We start from the raw sequence: 16,913 nt of genomic DNA on the forward strand, positions 1-16,913 counted from the left end.
CGCGCCCCGATCAGGCGTTGCAGGCGGCCAGTTGCTCGGAGGTCAGATCGACGCCCTTGTAGCTGAAGGCGGTCACGGGGCCGAAGCGGGCCACGACCCGGCGGCAGGCGCGCGGGGCGGGCTGGTTGGCGCCGCCGTTGGCGGTGCAGGTCGCGCCTTCGCAGCGCCAGGCGGCGCCGTCGATGATGGTGCGGGCGGCGGGAGCCTTCGACGCGTCGGCGAGCACGGCGCTCGAGACGGGGGCCTGGGCGACGGCCGGGGCGGCGACGAGCATGGCCGCGGCGATAAGCAGAGCACGCATGGGAAGGTCTCCGAAGATGGCAGGGGCGTGGATCCGCCCGGCGACGCCAGTGTCCGTTTTCATACGCAACTGTCAAGATGCGTTTTCAAAAGAGACGCACGAACACTGACTGACCAGTGATTACTTATCGCTGATCATGTTGCAAGTGAGGCATTTCGTCAGAGGCGCCAAGGACCTCGATCGCCGCCTCCACCGTGTTGCAGACGACCCACGCCTGCTTGAAGGAGGCTGGCGTCATGCCCTCCTCGATGCTGTGGTCCATGACCGCCAGCAGCGCGTCCCAGAAGCCGTTGATATTCAGAAAGATGACCGGCTTGGCATGCAGATCCAGCCGCTTCCAGGAGAGGATTTCGATCGCTTCTTCCAGCGTGCCGACGCCGCCGGGCGCGACCACGAAGGCGTCCGACTGGTCGTACATGATGGTCTTGCGCTCGTGCATCGACGGCACCACGAGGGTTTCGACCTCGTCGAACAGCCGCTCGCGGCTGCGCAGGAAGCCCGGCATCACCCCCAGCACCCGCCCGCCGGCGGCGTGCGCCGCGCGCGCGGATGCTCCCATCAGGCCCACGCCCCCGCCGCCGTAGACCAGCCGCCAGCCCGCCCTGGCCGTCTGCTCGCCGAACGCCCGCGCCGCCGCCAGATAGTTCGGATGGACGGTCTCGGACGAACCGCAGAACAGACAGACCGACTTGCCGTCGAACGGCTGAATGGTGGCGGGCGACGACATGGAGCCTCGTGAAGACAGTGAAAGACAGCCGGCGTCCCGCCGCGCTATCTGGGTCGACACTCCTAACGGGCGGAGAGGCAGTATGAAACGGGCGATATTGTCCATGGTCGCGGCCGTGCTCGCGGGCGGCGCGGCGGCCTGTTCTCCGGCGCCGCCCGCACAGGACAAGGCCGGCGCCGAGGCGGCGGGGGACTGGACCCGCCCTCCCGTCATCGAACGCGTGGAGCGGGCCGGCTCCGCTCTTGTGGTGTCCGGCGTCGCTGAGCCGCAAGCGCGGGTGGTGCTGCGCAGCGACGAGGGCGCGGCCTTCGCGGCGTCGGCCGACCCGCAGGGCCGCTTCGAGATTCGCGTGGCCGCGCCGGCCGAACACCTCTTGCTCCGGCCGGAAACCCAGGTCGGCCAGGACACCGCGCCGTCGCCGGACCGCCTGTTGATCCTGGCGGCCGGGCAGGGGCCGATCGTCGTGCTTCGCCCGGGCGGTCCGACCCGCCGGCTGGACGCCGCCCCGGCGCTCGGGGCGATCGACAGCGACGGTCGCATGCGGCTGGCCTCCGGCCGCGCCGGCCCGGGCACGGCCCGGATCGAGGTGCTGAGCGGCGGCGAAACCGTGCAGGTCGCGCCCGACGCCCAAGGCCGCTGGAGCGTCATGCTGGCCCCCCACGGCGGTCCGGACCAGGTCCGGGTCACGGGGCGCGATTTCATCTGGCCGGGCGAGGCTGCGCCGTCGCGGGAGCTCACGGTTGAACAAACCGGATCGGGGTGGCGCATCGGCTGGACGGGGCCGGGCGGCGCTCGCCAGTCGACCTGGCTGCCCGACCCGGCGGGCCCCTGAGATGGTTTACGTTCCGTTTACCAATTCAGCTGAACGAGGGGGCGTCTTCCTTGTTCGAGGACACCCACCATCACCGAACCACTTCAGCCCGGCGCTCGCGTCGGGCTTTTTTCTTGTCGATCGTGGGGATCGGGAGAGTGGCTCCGCGGGTAGGATTCGAACCTACGACCAGCCGATTAACAGTCGGCTGCTCTACCACTGAGCTACCGCGGAACACTTCCTCTCGGGAAGGCGGGCGCTATAGCAGCGCGAGTCAGCCTCACGCAACGGGAAATATCCGATTGGCCGTAATCCCCATCGACGATCCGACGGACGCCCGCGTCGCCGCCTTCCGCGATATCCGCGAACGGGACCTGACTGGCCGTCAGGGCCTGTTCGTGGCCGAGGGCGAGGTGGTGCTGCGGGTGCTCGCCTCGCCGGCGTCGCTGTGCCGTCCGGTCGCGGTCCTGATCGCCGAAAAGCGGCTCACGGCGCTGTCGGACGCGCTCGCGGCCCTGCCGCCGGAGACGCCGGTGTATTCGGCCCCGCAACCGGTGCTGGACGGCGTCGCCGGCTTTCATCTTCACCGGGGCATCCTGGCCCTGGGCGAGAAGCCCACGCGGCGTCCGCTGGCCGGGGTGCTGGCCGGACTGCCCGAAGACGTCGTCGTGGTGCTGGCCTGCGGGATCGGCAATCACGACAACATGGGCGGCATATTCCGCACCGCCGCCGCCTTCGGGGCCGGTGCGGTGCTGCTCGACGATCTGTGCTGCGATCCCTTCTACCGCAAGGCCATCCGGGTCTCGGTCGGCGCCGTCCTGCGCACGCCGATGGTGGCGGGGCTCGATGCGGGCGAGACGATCGACGGTCTGAAGGCGGCGGGTTTCCGCGTCCTGGCCATGACCCCCGCTTCGCCCTCTCCGCTGCACCTCGCGCCGCGGGGCGGGCGGACGGCCATCCTGCTCGGGGCGGAAGGGCCGGGTCTGCCGACTCAGCTGATCGACCGCTGCGAGACGGTCGGCATTCCGATGTCCGGCGGCTTCGATTCCCTCAATGTGGCGACTGCGGGGGCCATCGCCCTGCATCATTTCACGCGATAGGCGAGAAGTGTTCACCAATCCGCGATTAGCTCCTCGTATGCCTTGATGAGCGCCGCTGGTTATGGCGCTGTGTCGGGGTCCTGGAGCTGGTTATGTTCGGCAGCATTCTGTTCTTCGTGAACCGCAACGCGCGTGTCGCCGTCGCCGTCACGATCGTCGCCGCGACCGTGAGCGCGGCCACGGCCATCGGCTGGATGACTGCGCCCGTCTGATTGTCCGAAAATCGCGATGGAGGCCTGACCGAGAATCGAACTCGGGTGCAAGGATTTGCAGTCCTCTGCGTAACCACTCCGCCATCAGGCCCTGGACCGCCCCTGAGTAACCCCGGGGACGACCTCACCATCGCGAGGGGCGTTCGCTATCAGATCGGATTGTCGCCCGCAACGCACAGACCTATAAGCGCGCGAGATTTCCGGCGCGTTACCGCGCTTTGCCTTTTCGGGACGAACGACAGATGGATTTCGCCGCCGCGCGCAAGGTCATGGTGGACAGTCAGGTCCGGGTGAACGACGTCACGGACCGTGACCTGCAGGCCGCGCTGCTCGCGGTCCCGCGCGAGCGTTTCCTTCCCGCCGAACGCACCTTCGCCGCCTATGCCGAGATCGAGCCCGAGATCGCCAACGGTCGCAGACTGATGCTGCCCCGGGACCTGTCCAAGCTGCTGATGGCGCTGGAGCCCCGCGCCGGCGAAACGGCCCTGGCCATCGCCGCGCCCTACGCCGCCGCCGTCCTCGCGCAGATGGCGCTGAAGGTGACGGCGCAGGAAGCCGATTCCGAAGTGCTCGGGATCGTGGCTCCCGCCCTGGCCGAGGCCGGTGTCGACGGCGTTGTAGCGCCCTTCACCCAGGCGGCCGGCGACGGTTACGACGTCATCGTATCCGAGGCGGCCGTGCCGGTTCGCCCGGAGGCGTGGCTGGCCGCGCTCAAGGTCGGCGGACGTCTGGCTGTGGTCGAACGCGCAGGTCCCGGCGGAAAGGCCGTTCTGTATGTGAAAGGCGCGTCCGGTCTGTCGCGGCGTGAACTGTTCGACGCGGCCCCGCCCGTGCTTGCGGAGCTTGCGCCGGCGCCCGCCTTCGCCCTGTAGCCAGGGCGCTGGCGCCTTTGGGGCCGCGTGAAAAAATCTTAACTGGCGCGGGAGAAAACCGTCCCGCATCACGCCTATGGGATACAAAGGGGCGCGCATCCCTCCGCGCCAGGCAGGAACCATCATGCTGAAACGTTCGCGCGCGCTCGCCTCGGTCGCCCTCATCGCCGTCGCTGCCGGCATGGGTGCGCCCGTCTGGGCCGAAACGCTGCAGGAAGCGATCGCCCTGGCCTACCGGACCAATCCGTCGCTGCTGGCCCAGCGCGCCAACCAGCGGGCGCTGGACGAGTCGATCGTCCAGGCCCGGGCCGGTCTCCGCCCCCAACTGGATGTCACCGTCAGCGGCAACTACGTCCGTGACTACAGCGACGCCCCCTTCACTGATCCCGACAGCGACAGCGCCTCGGCCAGCATCGGCCTGTCGCAGACGCTGTGGAGCGGCGGCCGCATCGGCCACGGCATCACCGCCGCCGAGGCCGACATCCTCGCCGGGCGCGAAAACCTGCGCGATATCGAGCAGACGGTGCTGGCGTCCGTGATCCAGGCCTATGCTGATGTGATCCGCGACGCCGAGATTCTCCGCATTCGCCAGGCCAACCTCGGCGTGCTGCAGCGCCAGCTGGAGGAAGCGTCCGCCCGGTTCGAGGTGGGAGAGATCACCCGCACCGACGTCGCCCAGTCCGAGGCGCGCCTGGCCCAGTCCGAGGCCGATCTGGCCAACGCCCAGGCCCAGCTGTCGGTGTCGCGGGCCTTTTACGCCGCCGTGGTCGGCCAGTCGCCGGGCGACCTGGCCCCGATGCCGGTGCTGCCGGGCGTGCCGACCGACTTCGACGCCGCGCTCGACGTGGCCCTGGTCGACAATCCCGGCATTCGCGCGGCCGGCTACAGCCTGCATTCCGCCGAGGCCAGCGTCGCCGCGGCCAAGGCCGAGTACCTGCCCTCGGCGCGGCTGACAGCCTCCTATGGAGGGTCGGCCAACGACATCGGCCAGTTCGAGGATATCGCCGACAACACCCGCCTGGTCGCCGGCGCCACGATATCGATGCCGTTGTTCACCGGTGGGCTCAACGGCTCCCGCGTCGCCCAGGCGCTGGAACGCGCCAACGTCGCCCAGATCAACGTCGAGGGCGAGCGCCGCAGCACCCTGCAATCCGTCAGCTCCGCCTATGCCCAGGCGTTGTCGGCGAGGGCGGCCCTCGAGGCCGGAACCGAGGCGGTGCGCGCCGCCACGGTGGCCGCGGAGGGCGTGCGGCAGGAAGCCCAGGTGGGCCTGCGCACCACGCTTGACGTGCTGAACCAGGAGCTGGAGCTGCGCAACGCCGAGATCACCCTGGCCAGCGCGCGCCGCAACGAATACGTCGCCCAGGCCAATCTTCTGGCGGCCATGGGCCGGCTGGAGGGCGCCGATCTCGACCCGACGCTGACCGTCTATGACCCGGCCGACAACTATGACCGCGTGCGCAACCGCGGGGCCCTGCCGTGGGACGGCCTGATCGAAGCCGTCGACCGGATCGTGGCGCCGCCGATCATGCCGGCCAATGACGCCGCCGACGCGCCGATCGACCAGCAGCTGAAGTCCGAGATCGTCCAGACCGCGCCGCGGGACTGACGGGCGGGATCGCCCGGCGGGCGACTCCGGCGCGACGGCTTAACCTGTGACGCGAAAAACGCCCGTTGATTCCAGCGGGCTGAGATGCGACGACAGCCAGGCGGGTAGGGGCCGCGGTCCCCGCGCGCCGCCATCCATTTTTGACTTGCGTTCGCCGCGCCCCGGGGTTTCGACATGACCGACCAGACCGCCCAGGAACCGACGATGGAGGAAATCCTGGCGTCGATCCGCCGGATCATCTCCGAAGACGACGCGCCCGCCGAAACGGCCACGGCCGCCGCCGCGCCGCCGCCGCCTGAACCCGAGCCCGAGCCGTACATCGAAGCCGAAGCGTCACCCGCGCTCATGGATGAGACGCCTTCGATGCAGGAACCCGCCGCGTCCGAAGAGGACGTGCTGGAACTGACCGACACCTATGAGGCGCCGGCCGCCGAGCGGGTCGGCGATCTCGACATCTCGCCCGCTGAACCCGATCTGGACCCGTTCCCGGTCGAGGCGGTCAGCGAATCGCTCTTCGCGCCCGAGCCGGAGCATCCGTCGGACACGACCAGCCATGCCGCGCCCAGCGGCTATGACACCCTCGTCGGCGACAGCGCCGCGGCCAGCGCCGCGTCCGCCTTCGCCGGATTGGCCTCATCCCTGAAGAAGCCCGAACCCATGGAAACCTCCATCCCGTCCGGCCCCACGCTCGATGAACTGGCCCGCGCGCTGCTGCGGCCGATGCTGAAGGAATGGCTCGACGCCAATCTGCCGGGCATCGTCGAGGCCCAGGTACGCAAGGAAGTCGAACGCATCGCCCGTAACGCCGGCTAGCTTCACCTGCGACCTGATCAAGGCTAGATCATTCCGGGGCGGCTCCCCAGTCGGAGCCGCCCTTTCTCATTCGTGTAAGACCACCTCATGCTCGACAAGACCTTCGACCCGAAAGCCGCCGAACCGCGTCTCTATGCGATGTGGGAAGAGAGCGGCGTGTTCGCTCCGAAGACCGATGGCGCCGCCGAGGCCTATTCGATCGTCATCCCGCCGCCCAACGTCACCGGCTCGCTGCACATCGGCCACGCGCTGAACAACACCTTGCAGGACATCCTGGCCCGATATCACCGCATGAGGGGCAAGGCGGTGCTGTGGCTGCCCGGCACCGACCACGCCGGCATCGCCACCCAGATGGTGGTCGAGCGCCAGCTCGCCGCCGCCGGCAACATGAGCCGGCGCGAGATGGGCCGCGAGGCCTTCGTCGGCAAGGTCTGGGAATGGAAGGCCGAGAGCGGCGGGACGATCGTCCAGCAGCTGCGCCGGCTTGGCGCCTCCTGTGACTGGAGCCGCGAGCGCTTCACCCTCGACGAGGGCCTGAACGCCGCCGTCCGCAAGGTCTTCGTCCAGCTGCACAGGGACGGTCTGATCTACCGCGACGAGCGGCTGGTCAACTGGGATCCGCAGTTCCAGACCGCCATCTCCGACCTCGAGGTCGAGCAGCGCGAGATGGACGGCTTCTACTGGCATTTCGCCTATCCGCTGGCCGACGGCGTCACCTACGAACACCCGGTCGCATACGACGGCGACGGGCAGCCGACGGAATACGAAACCCGCGACTACATCGTGGTGGCCACGACGCGGCCTGAAACCATGCTCGGCGACACCGGCGTGGCCGTGCATCCGGACGACGCGCGCTATGCGGGGCTGGTCGGCAAGTTCGTGACCCTGCCCATCGTCGGCCGCCGCATCCCGGTCGTCGCCGACGACTACGCCGACCCGACCAAGGGCTCGGGCGCGGTCAAGATCACACCGGCGCACGACTTCAACGACTTCCAGGTCGGCAAGCGGGCCGGGCTGGCGGCGCTGAACGTCATGGACGCCTTCGGCCGCATCACAGCCGCCGACACGCCGGACGTCCCTGCCGAATACGAGGGCGTGGACCGCTTCGCCGCCCGCAAGGCCATCGTCGCCCGGGCGGAGGAGGAGGGCTGGCTCAAGGAGATCGAGAAGACCCGCCACGTCATCCCGCACGGCGACCGCTCCGGCGTGGTCATCGAGCCGTGGCTGACGGACCAGTGGTACGTCGACGCCCACACACTCGCCCAGCCGGCCATCAAGGCGGTGGAGCTGGGGGACACCACCTTTGAGCCGAAGAGCTACGAGAAGATCTATTTCGAATGGCTGCGCAACATCGAGCCGTGGTGCATCTCGCGCCAGCTCTGGTGGGGCCACCGCATCCCGGCCTGGTACGGGCCTGACGGGACCATCTTCGTCGAGGAGAACGAGGACGACGCCCGGGCCGCCGCGCGCCACCATTACGGCGCCGAGACCCCGCTGGCCCAGGACGAGGATGTCCTCGACACCTGGTTCTCCTCGGCTCTGTGGCCGTTCTCAACCATGGGCTGGCCCGAGAAGACCGAAGACCTCGAACGCTTCTATCCGACCAGCGATCTGGTGACGGCGGCGGACATCATCTTCTTCTGGGTCGCCCGGATGATGATGATGGGACTTCACTTCATGGATGAGGTTCCGTTCCGGCGGGTCATCATCAACGGCCTGGTCCGCGACGAGAAGGGCCAGAAGATGAGCAAGTCGAAGGGGAACGTCATCGATCCCCTGACTATCATCGACGAGCTCGGCGCCGACCCGCTGCGCTTCACCATGGCCATCCTCTCGGGCACGCGCGACATCAAACTCTCGCGCCAACGCATTGAAGGGTATCGGAACTTCGGCACCAAGCTGTGGAACGCCGCGCGCTTCTCGCAGATGAACGAGGCGCGCCGCGTCGCCGGCTTCGATCCGGCCGCGGTCAAGCAGACCATCAACCGCTGGATCCGCGGCGAGCTCACGAAAGCCGAGCGTCAGGTGTCCGCGGCCATCGAGGGCGGTCGCTTCGACGACGCCGCCTCGGCCCTCTACCGCTTCGTCTGGAACGTGTTCTGCGACTGGTATCTGGAGCTGGCCAAGCCGGTGTTCACCGGCGCCGACGCGGCGGCCAAGGCCGAGACCCGCGCCATGACCGCCTGGACACTCGATCAGACCCTGAAGCTGATGCACCCGGTGATGCCCTTCATCACCGAGGAGCTGTGGGATCAACTGGCCGCCGAGGGCGCGCCCCGGGCCGAGGCCACCCTGATCGGCGCCGCCTGGCCTGAGCTGCCGGACGCCTTCATCGATCCCGCCGCCGAGGCCGAGATCGGCTGGCTGGTCGAACTGGTCACCGAGATCCGGGCCCTGCGCGCCGAGATGAACGTGCCGCCGTCCGCCAAGCCGCCGCTCGCCTTCGTGGCGCCGGACGCGGCCACGGCGGACCGCATCGCCGGTCACCGTGATCTGATCCTCACCCTGGCCCGCGTGTCCGACGTCGGGTCGGCCGAGGCCGCGCCGACCGGCGCCGTGACCTTCGTTTCAGGCGGAGCGACGGGCGCTCTGTCGCTGGCCGGGATCATCGATCTGGCGGCGGAGCGCGCGCGCCTCGAGAAGGAGATCGCGGCCTTCGAGGACGACGCCGCGCACGTCAACAGGAAGCTGGGCAATCCCAACTTCGTCGCCCGCGCCGCGCCCGAGGTCGTCGACGAACAGCGCGAGAAACTGGCCGAGGCCGAGGCCGGCAAGGCCCGGCTTCAGGCCGCCCTGGCGCGTCTGGACGCGGTGGGGTGACGAAAACCCGGCTCGATCAGCTGCTGGTCGCGCGCGGCTTGGCGGAGAGCCGGGCCAGGGCGAAGGCGGCGATCGAAGCCGGCGGGGTCACCGTCGACGGCGCGCCGGCCAAGGCGCCCTCGCAGCCGGTGGCCGAGGACGCCGTCCTCGAATACGCCGACGCCCACCGCTGGGTTGGGCGCGGCGCCCTGAAGCTGGAGCACGCCTTGTCGGTGTGGCCGGTGGCCGTGGAGGGCCGGACGGTGCTCGACGTCGGCGCCTCGACCGGCGGCTTCACCGAGGTCTGCCTCGAGCGCGGTGCGGCGCGGGTCTATGCGGTGGACGTCGGTTCGGGTCAGTTGCACTCCCGCGTCGCCGCCCATCCCCGGGTGATCAACCTCGAGCACACCGACGCCCGCGACCTGACCCCGGCGCTGATCCCCGAGCCGCCAGAGCTGATCGTGTGCGACGCCAGCTTCATTGGCCTGGCCAAGGTGCTGCCGGCCGCGCTTTCGCTGGCCGCGCCCGGCGCCGATCTGGTCACCCTGGTGAAGCCCCAGTTCGAGGCGGACCGCCCCGGGGGCGGCAATCGCAAGGGGGTGGTCAAGGACCCGGCGGCGCATCGGGCCGCCGTCGCCTCGGTCAGCCTCTGGCTCGAAGGGAAGGGGTGGCCGGTGCAGGCGACCACGCAGAGCCCGATCACCGGCGCCGATGGCAACCTCGAATTCCTGCTCTGGGCGAAGCGGGCTCCTTGACGCGCTCAGGCAGCGAGCCGCCGCGCGGCGAGCGTCAGCGCCCAAAAAGGAAAGGCCCCCGGCGGATTTCTCCACCGGGGGCCTCCGTCACATCGCCGATCGACAGGGGGGCTGAAAAATAATCGGCGACGCGATTCGGTCAGTAGCGGTCCGGGCAGGACTGCTCGTAACGGGTGATCAGGCGGCCATCGCGGGTGCGGGTGGTCGTCTCGACCGTGCGGCAGCCGTACTGGTCGGCGCCGTAGCCCGACTGGTAGCCGCCGTAGCTGCGGTCGTAGTCGTAGCCGGGCTGGTCGTACCGGTAGCGGTCGTCACTGGCGTAGCGGTCGTCGTAGCGGTACCGGTCGTCGTCGCGGCCGTATGACTGATAGCCGTAGCGGTCGCCGCCATAACGGTCGTTGTCGTAACGGTAGTCCGAGCTGTAGTGGCGATCGCAATCGCGGCCCGAGCTGCTTCCAACGCCGGCGCCGACCATGGCGCCCAGCACCCCGCCGAGCACGCTGCCTTCAGTACGGCGGCCGCGGGCCGCCAACTGCGAACCGGCCACGGCGCCGACGGTGGCGCCGATCACGGCGCCGGCCGCGCCGCGGTCGCTGCGGCCCCTGCGGCAGTAGTCGTCGCGGCGGTCATAGCCATAGCGGTCGTCATAGCCGTACGGCTGGCCGTAGGATGCAGATCCGTAGGCCTGGGCGCCCGCGTAGGTCTGGGCGGAGGCCGGGGCGGCGGCCGCCAGCATGCCGGCGGCGACGGCGACGGCGGCGGTGGTGGCGGTCAGACGGGCGAACATCAGATCGATCCTGGCTTCGGTTGGAGGACGGAGGCCAAACGAATGGCGCTCCGGTCTGTTGCCGTCATAGTTAGCGCCACGAAGCTGAACGGCCTTTGAGCGCGCCGTTCATCTTCGTTCATGTTTCGCGGCGGGCGCGGAACCTCTAGAAGCGCGCGATGACGGAAACGCTGACCATCGCGCGCGTGGGCGGGCAGGGTGACGGCATCGCCGAGACGCCCGCCGGCCCCGTGTTCGCGCCCCTGACTCTGCCGGGGGAAACCGTACGGGCCGAGGTGCGCGACGGGCGGGCCGAGTCCATCGAACTGCTCGTCGCCAGCCCCGACCGGATCGAGCCCGTGTCGCCGCACTACGGCGATTGCGGCGGCTGTTCCCTGCAGCACTGGGCCGGCGGCCCCTATCTCGCGTGGAAGCGCGAACAGGTCCGGCTGGCGCTGGCCCGCGAACGGATCGAGACGGAGGTCGAGGCCACGGTGGCCGTGCCGCCGGGCACGCGCCGCCGCCTCGCCCTGCACGCGCGGCGGGCGCCGGACGGGCGCGTCGTCCTCGGCTTCAAGGCCCGCAAGAGCTGGCGACTGGTCGAGGTTCGCGTCTGCCCGGTCTCCGACCCCAGACTGGTCGCGGCCCTTCCGGCGCTGACCCGGGTGGCCGAGGCCTTCCTCGAGCATCCGAAGTCCGCCCCGACCCTGCACGTCACCTGGACCCTGGCCGGGCTCGACGTCGACGTCACCGGTGTCGAACGGCGCAGCGGCGGCCTGTCCCGCGACGCCCAGATGCGCGCCATAGAGGCGGCCGGCGCGGCGGACCTGGCGCGCCTCAGCCTCGCCGGCGACACCCTGGTGATGTCGCGCCAGCCGCAGGTCGCCTTCGGACCGGCCACTGTGCCCCTGCCGGCCGGCGGCTTCCTGCAGGCCGTCCCCGAGGCTGAGGCGGCCATGGTCTCGCGCGCGGTCGAGGCGGTGCGCGGCGCGAAGAAGATCGCCGATCTGTTCTGCGGCGCGGGCACCTTCACCTTCCCCCTGGCGACCGTGGCGCCTGTGCTGGCCGCCGACGCCTCGGCCGCCGGCATCGCCGCGCTCAAGGCCGGAATGGGCACGGCGCGGGGCCTGAAACCGATCACGGCCGAGGCGCGCGATCTGTTCCGCCGGCCGCTGGCCCCCTACGATCTACGCGGTTGCGACGCGATCGTCATCGACCCGCCCCGCGCCGGCGCGCGCGACCAGACCGCCCAGCTCGGCGGCGCGAAGGCCCACACCGTGGTCGGCGTCTCGTGCAATCCGGTGACCTTCGCCCGCGACGCCCGGGTGCTGATCGACGCAGGGTTCCGGCTGGAGACGGTGACGCCGGTGGACCAGTTCCTCTGGTCGGCCCACGTCGAACTGGTGGGGATATTCCGGCGCTAGCGTCCGGCCAAGGCCGCTGCGAGGGCGGCTGAAACCCGCTCGTTGAAGTCCGGCTGCCGCCCGACGGTGTTGTGGCCGGCCTCGGGAAAGACCAGACGTTCGACGACATGGCCGCGATGCCGCAGTTCCCGCGTCAGCCTCTGGCTCAGAACCGGCGGCAGGGTCTCGTCGCGGCCGGCTTCCAGCACCACGATCCGGCCGGCGTAACCGTCCAGCGAGGCCGGCAGGTCAACGGCCGCCAGCGCCGGCGCCATGTTGACGCGGACGAACGGGCGCATCAGGCCGGCCTGCTGGTCCACCGTGGCTTTGGCGCCGGGGGTCGTGGTCTCCAGCACCAGGACGTCGGCCCGGGCGTGGCGGGCCGCCTCGGCGCAAACGACGCCGCCGAGCGAATGCCCCCAGGCGATCAACGGCCGCCCCTCGGCGTCGGCCTGCGTCCGGGCGGCGTTGACCACGGCCTCGCCGACGGCGCGGAAGCTGCTGAAATCCGTCGGACCCTCCGTGTCGCCATAGCCCGGATAGTCGAACATCAGCACGTCGCCGAAGGACGCCAGTTTGCGCGCCGCCGAACCGCCCGCCGCCTCCCGCCGGAACATGTTGCCGCCGCAGTACAGGATGAGCGGCCGGCCCGGGCCGCTGGACCGGACGCGCGTGGCCCCGATAACGCCGTGGGCATAGGTCAGCGGCAGGTTTTCCGACCCGGGCGGCGCAGGATCGGGTTCAAGGACGATGTTCTCGTGGGCCAGACGCGCGTCCGGCCAGAAGAAGGCCCCCTCCGGCACGTCGACCGACACGCACCCCGCCACGCCGACCGCCATGGTCATCGCCGCCAGTCTGAAGACTCGTCCGATCATCCTTCCCCTCCGGATCACCTGGATATTTCGACTGGCGGATGTTCGCCTGTCCAGCCCGGAATCCGCCGATCAGGCCGCGTCGCCGAACAAATCCATCTGCTTCTTCATGTCCGGCGGAACCCGGAACCGGCTTTCGTCCAGCACGTGACGCGGCCCATCCAGCCCGTAGCGTTTGACCCCCGCCCGGAACCGCGTGGCGATCAGTTCGGCGACCGGGCCGGTTCCCTTCATCCGCTGGTTCCAGTCGGGGTCGTAGTCGCGCCCGCCCCGGGTCTGGCGAATCAGCGACATGACCCGGGCGGCGCGGTCCGGCCGGGCGTCGGCCAGCCACTCGCGGAACAGATCCTTGATCTCGAGCGGCAGGCGCAGGGTCACATACATGGCCGAGGTCGCGCCGGCCCTGGCCGACGCCTCCAGCACGGCCTCCAGCTCGTGGTCGTTGAGGCCGGGAATCACCGGCGCGAAGCCGACGCCGACCGGACAGCCCGCCTCGGCCAGACGGCTGATCGCCTCCAGCCGCTTCGCCGGCGTCGATGCGCGCGGCTCCATGGCCCGGGCCAGCCCCCGGTCCAGGGTGGTGATCGACACGAAGGCCGAGGCCAGCCCGTCGCGGCCCATGGCCCCGAGGATGTCGGCGTCGCGGGCGATCAGTACCGACTTGGTGATGATGCTGAACGGATGGCGGAACCGCTGCAGCACCTCGAGGATCGACCGGGTCGACTTCAGCTCGCGCTCGACCGGCTGATAAGGGTCGGTGTTGCCGCCTATGTGGATGCGCTTGCAGACGTAGCGGGGCCTGCAGAGCTCCTGCTCCAGCAGACCCGCGGCCTCGGGCTTGAAGAACAGCCGGCTCTCGAAATCCAGGCCCGGGGATAAGCCCATCCAGGCATGGGACGGACGGGCGTAGCAGTAGATGCAGCCATGTTCACAGCCCTTGTAGGGGTTGATGGACCGGTCGAAACCGATGTCCGGACTGGTGTTCCTCGCGATGATCGTCCGGGCGTGCTCGGGCGTCAGGGTGGTGCGCAGGGGCGCCGCCTCGACATCGTCCGCCGTCCAGCCGTCGTCGAAGGCCTCGACGGTTTCCGGTTCGAACCGCCCGGTCGCATTCGACCGCGCCCCCCGTCCCTTCGCCGCTTCAGCCATGAGTGCACGATGCCGGAACGGGAAGAACAAAGCAAGAACAAATCTGGAGTATTGTCAGCCGGCCCGGGGGCGGGCAACTCTGGCGGCAGGGGGGAGAATGACCACATGAAGACGCTGCTGACGACGGGGCTCGCCCTGACCCTCGCCGCGGGACCGGCTCCAGCCCTTGCACAGGTTCCGGACACGTCTCCGGCCACCATCGCCCTGATCGCGAAGAGCTGCACGCCGACCTCCGCGTTCGGCTTCGATATCGGCCAGCGTTACGACGGCGGACGGATGCGCCAGCTCGAGGCCGGGTTGGGGCCGTTCGGCAGCGCCGAGGTGCTGGCGACCCAGCGGTCGAAGACTCTCTTCGGCGTCGACCTGTGGGGGTATCACCCCGACGACGCCGGCACGGCCGAGGAGCGTCGCGCCGGGGCGACCCTGCTGCTCGATCAACTCGACGCCGCGGTGGAGGAGTCCGGCCTGTTCGCCAGCCGCACCTGGGACGAGGAGGCCGAGACCATCCTCTACACCGAACCCGTCTCGGACCCGGAGTCGAAGGTCCAGCTGGAACTGTCGCAGCTCGGCGTGTCGGTGATCGCCAGCTGCGCTGACCAATCCCTGCGTCAGCTGGCCTTCGACGAGGCTTTCGGACGCACCCGCGTCGACCGTCCGGTGAGGCCCGACCTGCCGGCGCCCGCCCGCGTCGACGCGGCCGAGTGCGACGACCCGGTCCGCGCTGAGGCCCGGTATGATTCCTTCGAGGCGGGCGGCGGGGCCGATGTCGCCAACGCCATGCGCGCCTCGCAGGAGTATTTCGAGCACCTGACGCAATGGTACGGGCAGGAGCTGATCGACCGCGGCGTCTGGACCGAGCAGGACCGCGACGCCTTCCTCATGTCCTTCCTTGAGGACGAGGTGATCATGCAGGGACTTGAGGAACAGATGGGCCGGCTGACCCCGCTGCTGGAGACGACGATGCAGATCGCCGACATGCGCGACGCCGGCGACTCAGTCGGCTCGTGCCGCGGCGCCGCATCCCTGATCCTGCTGCTTGAGGAGATCGGCCGCGCCAACGAGGTTCAGTGGGACCGCGCCACCGCCCTCTACAACGCCGAGGCTGCGCGCCTGGGCGTCACGCTGGACTGACGCTGGCCCTGGTGCGGATGAGAGGACTCGAACCTCCACGCCTTGCGGCGCTGGAACCTAAATCCAGTGCGTCTACCAGTTCCGCCACATCCGCATAGGTCGAGGCTGGCATAGGGCGCGTTCCGGGTTTGGGCAACCCGCGCCCCGTGCTCATCCGGGATCAGGTTCCGGTTCCGGTTCCGGTTCCGGCTCCGGGGCCGGCGGGGCCGCCCGGGCGCGTTCGGCGACTTCCCTCTCCAGTCTGGCGATGTTCTCGTTTGCCTGGGCAAGGGCTCGCTGAAGCTGCTCAGCTATCGCTTGTCTTTGAGCCGCTTCCACTCGCGCCTTTTCCGCGTCCTGTTCCGATCTGGCCGCGCGATCTTCTGCGGCCTTGGCATCCCGTTCAGCCGTATCGGCGCGCTCAGTTGCGTTCTGCGCCGCCTCGGTGACCTGTGCGCCCCGGATGAGTTCGTCATAGGCGCTCGTGTTGGCTCCGCCGAGCAGCCCTTGCAGGCGATCCCGCGTCTCCGGCGCCGCCATGGCGTCAGTCACCACCGTGACGAGATTCTCGCTGATCCGGTCCTTGATGTACTTCTCCTGCGCTTCGGTCAGGTCCGCCCCCGACCGGATAAGCCACGCGAGCGCGCCGACTTCGGAAGCGGAGGTCATGCTCGGCCAGCCGTTTCGAAGATCAGGATTCCTGGCCATGGAGGACAGCACGTCTCGCAGTCCTGGCCCCAACCTGCGGGCGGCGTCGGCGAGTTCGAGCGGACTGTCTCCGGTAGCCGTATTGTCGATGGCCACGTCCAGGAGGCCACGGATGCCGCGTGGGGTGCACAGGCTCGCATACTCCTGAAGCCAGCGTGAATGAGACGACCACATCAGGCGGTTATCCGCCTGTCTTGTCGCTGGCAATGTAGACAGCTTCTGCTCGCGCGCCGTTCTTACGAGCGGTGTGAGCTTGCCGGGTGTCGGGCTGACCAGGACAAAGCTCTCGAGATTGTCGGCCGAGGAATTGAAGAAGCCCGACACGGCGTTCAGGTAGCCCAGATTCTCCGCGGGTTCTCCCGCCAGCGCCATCAGGACGCCGAGCGAATTCGTGACGGTATTGAACTGGGTGCGTGTCCAGCGACTGCTATCGCCCAAGGTCGCCAGGGAGTCGAGGTAGGCGTCACAATGCGCATCGACGAGGGCGATGCTCCGGTCCATGTAAATTGCCAGCGCATGATCCGGCAGACCAAGGTCGTGAATACTCTCGCATTTTGGAGTTCCGACTATCGTACCCTTTGGGTCACGCGAGAGCGTGCATCGCGGTGCGCCTTCCAGCGCCAAGGCGTAGCCGAGCGCCAGGGTGTTGGCCTCTGTAGCCTTTGCAATATCGAAGAACGGGTTCCGGTAGGCCTGACGCGGATCCTCGTTCAGCGCGTTCCCCGCGCCTCGTAATGTTCCGCACCCCGCCAACGCCGCCGACGCCAGCAGCGCCACCAGAATCCTGCTTGAGTTGTTCATTCTCGCCCCCTGATGTGCGCGAGTTAGATAACAACGTTAGCGAGAGTCAATGGCATTTCGACGTTCGGTGAACGCATCTCCACGTCGCGTCCGACAAAAAAGCCC

Annotated in this window: 15 protein-coding genes and 3 tRNA genes; 9 read left to right on the forward strand and 9 right to left on the reverse strand. The window is 69.2% G+C overall.

The annotated features are described in order from the left end of the window. Positions 1 to 10 precede the first annotated feature (10 nt). Together VEB62_RS16305 and VEB62_RS16310 are read right to left on the reverse strand one after the other, a co-directional pair. Positions 11 to 301 carry a DUF8200 family protein gene (locus tag VEB62_RS16305; protein ID WP_324802168.1) on the reverse strand — a complete coding sequence of 97 codons (291 nt, stop codon included), beginning with the start codon at positions 299 to 301 and terminating at the stop codon, positions 11 to 13. A 124-nt stretch (positions 302 to 425) separates the two neighbouring features. Next, on the reverse strand, positions 426 to 1,028 hold the full coding sequence (locus VEB62_RS16310; RefSeq protein WP_324802169.1) for an LOG family protein: 603 nt from the start codon (positions 1,026 to 1,028) through the stop codon (positions 426 to 428). A gap of 82 nt (positions 1,029 to 1,110) precedes the next feature. Between VEB62_RS16310 and VEB62_RS16315 the strand changes: the two genes are divergently transcribed. Beyond that, positions 1,111 to 1,860, forward strand: a complete 750-nt coding sequence (locus tag VEB62_RS16315; RefSeq protein WP_324802172.1) for a hypothetical protein — start codon at positions 1,111 to 1,113, stop codon at positions 1,858 to 1,860. Positions 1,861 to 1,998: 138 nt separating this feature from the next. On the opposite strand, the gene VEB62_RS16320 is transcribed toward VEB62_RS16315, so the two are convergent. Further along, positions 1,999 to 2,073: transfer RNA gene (locus VEB62_RS16320), tRNA-Asn, on the reverse strand. Positions 2,074 to 2,141: 68 nt separating this feature from the next. On the opposite strand from VEB62_RS16320, the gene VEB62_RS16325 reads away from it, so the two are divergent. Next, the gene (locus VEB62_RS16325) at positions 2,142 to 2,939 is read left to right on the forward strand and encodes a TrmH family RNA methyltransferase (protein WP_324802175.1); all 798 of its coding nucleotides are present in this window, start codon (positions 2,142 to 2,144) and stop codon (positions 2,937 to 2,939) included. Between the two features lie 229 nt (positions 2,940 to 3,168). Here the strand turns inward: VEB62_RS16325 and VEB62_RS16330 are convergent. After that, positions 3,169 to 3,242, reverse strand: a tRNA-Cys gene (locus VEB62_RS16330). Positions 3,243 to 3,393: 151 nt separating this feature from the next. On the opposite strand from VEB62_RS16330, the gene VEB62_RS16335 reads away from it, so the two are divergent. The 5 genes from VEB62_RS16335 (at position 3,394) to VEB62_RS16355 (ending at position 9,999) form a co-directional block, all read left to right on the forward strand. Beyond that, complete coding sequence (locus VEB62_RS16335) at positions 3,394 to 4,023, forward strand: protein-L-isoaspartate O-methyltransferase family protein (RefSeq protein WP_324802178.1); 630 nt, start codon at positions 3,394 to 3,396, stop codon at positions 4,021 to 4,023. A 124-nt stretch (positions 4,024 to 4,147) separates the two neighbouring features. Further along, positions 4,148 to 5,632 (forward strand): TolC family outer membrane protein, encoded by a 1,485-nt coding sequence (locus tag VEB62_RS16340; protein WP_324802180.1) that lies wholly within the window; start codon positions 4,148 to 4,150, stop codon positions 5,630 to 5,632. A 174-nt stretch (positions 5,633 to 5,806) separates the two neighbouring features. After that, the gene (locus tag VEB62_RS16345; protein ID WP_324802182.1) at positions 5,807 to 6,445 is read left to right on the forward strand and encodes a DUF2497 domain-containing protein; all 639 of its coding nucleotides are present in this window, start codon (positions 5,807 to 5,809) and stop codon (positions 6,443 to 6,445) included. An 87-nt stretch (positions 6,446 to 6,532) separates the two neighbouring features. After that, positions 6,533 to 9,265, forward strand: a complete 2,733-nt coding sequence (locus tag VEB62_RS16350) for a valine--tRNA ligase (protein ID WP_324802184.1) — start codon at positions 6,533 to 6,535, stop codon at positions 9,263 to 9,265. Next, a complete protein-coding gene (locus VEB62_RS16355; protein ID WP_324802188.1) occupies positions 9,262 to 9,999 on the forward strand; it encodes a TlyA family RNA methyltransferase in 738 nt (245 codons plus the stop codon). The genes VEB62_RS16350 and VEB62_RS16355 overlap by 4 nt, the downstream gene beginning before the upstream one ends. Before the next feature lie 139 nt (positions 10,000 to 10,138). Here the strand turns inward: VEB62_RS16355 and VEB62_RS16360 are convergent, their stop codons facing one another. Further along, positions 10,139 to 10,786 (reverse strand): glycine zipper 2TM domain-containing protein, encoded by a 648-nt coding sequence (locus VEB62_RS16360; RefSeq protein ID WP_324802191.1) that lies wholly within the window; start codon positions 10,784 to 10,786, stop codon positions 10,139 to 10,141. Between the two features lie 158 nt (positions 10,787 to 10,944). On the opposite strand from VEB62_RS16360, the gene VEB62_RS16365 reads away from it, so the two are divergent. Next, on the forward strand, positions 10,945 to 12,189 hold the full coding sequence (locus tag VEB62_RS16365) for a class I SAM-dependent RNA methyltransferase (RefSeq protein WP_324802194.1): 1,245 nt from the start codon (positions 10,945 to 10,947) through the stop codon (positions 12,187 to 12,189). On the opposite strand, the gene VEB62_RS16370 is transcribed toward VEB62_RS16365, so the two are convergent. Together VEB62_RS16370 and VEB62_RS16375 are read right to left on the reverse strand one after the other, a co-directional pair. Continuing rightward, complete coding sequence (locus tag VEB62_RS16370; protein ID WP_324802197.1) at positions 12,186 to 13,043, reverse strand: alpha/beta hydrolase family protein; 858 nt, start codon at positions 13,041 to 13,043, stop codon at positions 12,186 to 12,188. The genes VEB62_RS16365 and VEB62_RS16370 overlap by 4 nt on opposite strands. Before the next feature lie 69 nt (positions 13,044 to 13,112). Further along, the gene (locus tag VEB62_RS16375) at positions 13,113 to 14,189 is read right to left on the reverse strand and encodes a PA0069 family radical SAM protein (protein ID WP_324802200.1); all 1,077 of its coding nucleotides are present in this window, start codon (positions 14,187 to 14,189) and stop codon (positions 13,113 to 13,115) included. Between the two features lie 105 nt (positions 14,190 to 14,294). On the opposite strand from VEB62_RS16375, the gene VEB62_RS16380 reads away from it, so the two are divergent. Then, positions 14,295 to 15,320 (forward strand): hypothetical protein, encoded by a 1,026-nt coding sequence (locus VEB62_RS16380; RefSeq protein ID WP_324802203.1) that lies wholly within the window; start codon positions 14,295 to 14,297, stop codon positions 15,318 to 15,320. A 9-nt stretch (positions 15,321 to 15,329) separates the two neighbouring features. On the opposite strand, the gene VEB62_RS16385 is transcribed toward VEB62_RS16380, so the two are convergent. After that, positions 15,330 to 15,414 (reverse strand) — tRNA-Leu (locus VEB62_RS16385). A gap of 56 nt (positions 15,415 to 15,470) precedes the next feature. Beyond that, entirely contained in the window at positions 15,471 to 16,784 is a 1,314-nt protein-coding gene (locus tag VEB62_RS16390; RefSeq protein ID WP_324802206.1) for an SPFH domain-containing protein, read from the reverse strand. Between the last annotated feature and the right edge of the window lie 129 nt (positions 16,785 to 16,913).

The sequence above is a fragment of the Brevundimonas sp. genome (assembly GCF_035626975.1).
Taxonomy (GTDB): Bacteria; Pseudomonadota; Alphaproteobacteria; order Caulobacterales; family Caulobacteraceae; genus Brevundimonas.

What these genes read in the sequence shown, in the direction of transcription:
- VEB62_RS16375 (WP_324802200.1), bottom strand. Translation starts at nt 14,189, where the DNA reads ATGGCTGAAGCGGCGAAGGGACGGGGGGCGCGGTCGAATGCGACCGGG.
- VEB62_RS16305 (WP_324802168.1), bottom strand. Translation starts at nt 301, where the DNA reads ATGCGTGCTCTGCTTATCGCCGCGGCCATGCTCGTCGCCGCCCCGGCC.
- VEB62_RS16360 (WP_324802191.1), bottom strand. Translation starts at nt 10,786, where the DNA reads ATGTTCGCCCGTCTGACCGCCACCACCGCCGCCGTCGCCGTCGCCGCC.
- VEB62_RS16310 (WP_324802169.1), bottom strand. Translation starts at nt 1,028, where the DNA reads ATGTCGTCGCCCGCCACCATTCAGCCGTTCGACGGCAAGTCGGTCTGT.
- VEB62_RS16315 (WP_324802172.1), top strand. Translation starts at nt 1,111, where the DNA reads ATGAAACGGGCGATATTGTCCATGGTCGCGGCCGTGCTCGCGGGCGGC.
- VEB62_RS16335 (WP_324802178.1), top strand. Translation starts at nt 3,394, where the DNA reads ATGGATTTCGCCGCCGCGCGCAAGGTCATGGTGGACAGTCAGGTCCGG.
- VEB62_RS16370 (WP_324802197.1), bottom strand. Translation starts at nt 13,043, where the DNA reads ATGATCGGACGAGTCTTCAGACTGGCGGCGATGACCATGGCGGTCGGC.
- VEB62_RS16340 (WP_324802180.1), top strand. Translation starts at nt 4,148, where the DNA reads ATGCTGAAACGTTCGCGCGCGCTCGCCTCGGTCGCCCTCATCGCCGTC.
- VEB62_RS16345 (WP_324802182.1), top strand. Translation starts at nt 5,807, where the DNA reads ATGACCGACCAGACCGCCCAGGAACCGACGATGGAGGAAATCCTGGCG.
- VEB62_RS16380 (WP_324802203.1), top strand. Translation starts at nt 14,295, where the DNA reads ATGAAGACGCTGCTGACGACGGGGCTCGCCCTGACCCTCGCCGCGGGA.
- VEB62_RS16365 (WP_324802194.1), top strand. Translation starts at nt 10,945, where the DNA reads ATGACGGAAACGCTGACCATCGCGCGCGTGGGCGGGCAGGGTGACGGC.
- VEB62_RS16350 (WP_324802184.1), top strand. Translation starts at nt 6,533, where the DNA reads ATGCTCGACAAGACCTTCGACCCGAAAGCCGCCGAACCGCGTCTCTAT.